Source organism: Staphylococcus sp. EG-SA-2 (assembly GCF_017152085.1).
In genome coordinates this window covers 1-1,907 of the sequence record NZ_JACYHC010000698.1, presented here as the reverse complement: position 1 = coordinate 1,907, position 1,907 = coordinate 1, and the positions used below count along the sequence as shown (strand labels likewise).

At 34.7% G+C, this 1,907-nt stretch carries 3 protein-coding genes; all 3 read left to right on the top strand.

The window, feature by feature from the left end; translation table 11 throughout:
• Positions 1-34 precede the first annotated feature (34 nt).
• Entirely contained in the window at positions 35-856 is an 822-nt protein-coding gene (gene cntK, locus IDG60_RS12780; RefSeq protein ID WP_001081682.1) for a histidine racemase CntK, read from the top strand.
• A 10-nt stretch (positions 857-866) separates the two neighbouring features.
• Positions 867-1,685, top strand: a complete 819-nt coding sequence (gene cntL, locus IDG60_RS12775; protein ID WP_001058848.1) for a D-histidine (S)-2-aminobutanoyltransferase CntL — start codon at positions 867-869, stop codon at positions 1,683-1,685.
• Positions 1,678-1,907: opine metallophore biosynthesis dehydrogenase (locus tag IDG60_RS12770; protein ID WP_206160762.1), on the top strand; the 230-nt coding region annotated here is incomplete at its 3' end. The genes cntL and IDG60_RS12770, both read left to right, overlap by 8 nt.

Sequence of the window (1,907 nt, the reverse complement as noted above, 5' to 3'; positions counted from 1 at the left end):
AGAGGCTCTAAAAATACATCTAAAGGAGTGTCGTATGAATCGGCAGGTTATAGAATTTTCTAAGTATAATCCTTCGGGGAATATGACGATACTTGTTCATTCAAAACATGATGCTAGTGAATATGCATCTATCGCCAATCAGTTGATGGCCGCAACACATGTATGTTGTGAACAGGTAGGCTTTATAGAATCAACACAAAATGATGATGGCAATGATTTTCACTTAGTTATGAGCGGTAATGAATTTTGCGGTAATGCGACGATGTCATATATACATCATTTGCAAGAAAGTCATTTGCTTAAAGACCAACAGTTTAAGGTGAAGGTGTCTGGCTGTTCGGATTTAGTGCAATGCGCAATTCATGATTGCCAATACTATGAAGTTCAAATGCCACAAGCCCATCGTGTTGTGCCAACAACAATTAATATGGGTAATCATTCATGGAAAGCAATAGAAATTATTTATGAAACATATGTACATTATGTGATTCCAGTTAAACAAGTAACAACAGAAATTCAACATTTGGTTGAAGCGTTTGTGCGTGAGCAACAATGGAGTCACAAATATAAAACAGTAGGTATGATGCTTTTTGATGAACAACGTCAATTTTTACAGCCATTAATCTATATACCAGAAATTCAAAGTTTAATTTGGGAAAATAGCTGTGGTTCTGGTACAGCATCAATTGGGGTTTTTAATAATTATCAACGTAATGACGCATGCAAAGATTTTACAGTACATCAGCCAGGGGGCAGTATTTTAGTGACATCAAAGCGATGTCATCAATTGGGATATCAAACTTCAATTAAAGGACAGGTTACAACTGTAGCTACAGGAAAAGCATATATAGAATAAGGAGCCTACAATGAATAACTTTAATAATGAAATCAAATTGATATTACAACAATATTTGGAAAAGTTTGAAGCGCATTACGAGCGTGTATTACAAGACGATCAATATATCGAAGCATTAGAAACATTGATGGATGACTATAGTGAATTTATTTTAAATCCTATTTATGAACAACAATTTAATGCTTGGCGTGACGTTGAAGAAAAAGCACAATTAATAAAATCACTGCAATATATTACAGCGCAGTGTGTTAAACAAGTGGAAGTCATTAGAGCTAGACGTCTATTAGACGGACAGGCGTCTACCACAGGTTACTTTGACAATATAGAACATTGTATTGATGAAGAGTTTGGACAATGTAGTATCACTAGCAATGACAAATTATTGTTAGTTGGTTCAGGTGCATATCCAATGACGTTAATTCAAGTAGCAAAAGAAACAGGTGCTTCAGTTATCGGTATTGATATTGATCCACAAGCCGTTGACCTAGGGCGCAGAATCGTTAACGTCTTAGCACCAAATGAAGATATAACAATTACGGATCAAAAGGTATCTGAACTTAAAGATATCAAAGATGTGACGCATATCATATTCAGCTCGACAATTCCTTTAAAGTACAGCATTTTAGAAGAATTATATGATTTAACAAATGAAAATGTCGTAGTTGCAATGCGCTTTGGTGATGGCATCAAAGCAATATTTAATTATCCGTCACAAGAAACAGCGGAAGATAAGTGGCAATGTGTGAATAAACATATGAGACCACAGCAAATTTTTGATATAGCACTTTATAAAAAAGCAGCTATAAAGGTAGGTATTACGGATGTCTAAATTATTAATGATAGGCACTGGTCCGGTCGCAATCCAATTAGCGAATATTTGCTATTTAAAATCAGATTATGAGATTGATATGGTTGGACGTGCCTCAACATCAGAAAAATCAAAACGCTTATATCAAGCGTATAAAAAAGAGAAACAATTTGAAGTCAAAATACAAAACGAGGCGCATCAACATCTGGAAGGTAAGTTTGAAATTAATCGTTTGTATAAAGA

Excerpts from the sequence above, each read along its gene's own strand:
- cntK (WP_001081682.1), top strand. The coding sequence starts at position 35 with ATGAATCGGCAGGTTATAGAATTTTCTAAGTATAATCCTTCGGGGAAT.
- cntL (WP_001058848.1), top strand. The coding sequence starts at position 867 with ATGAATAACTTTAATAATGAAATCAAATTGATATTACAACAATATTTG.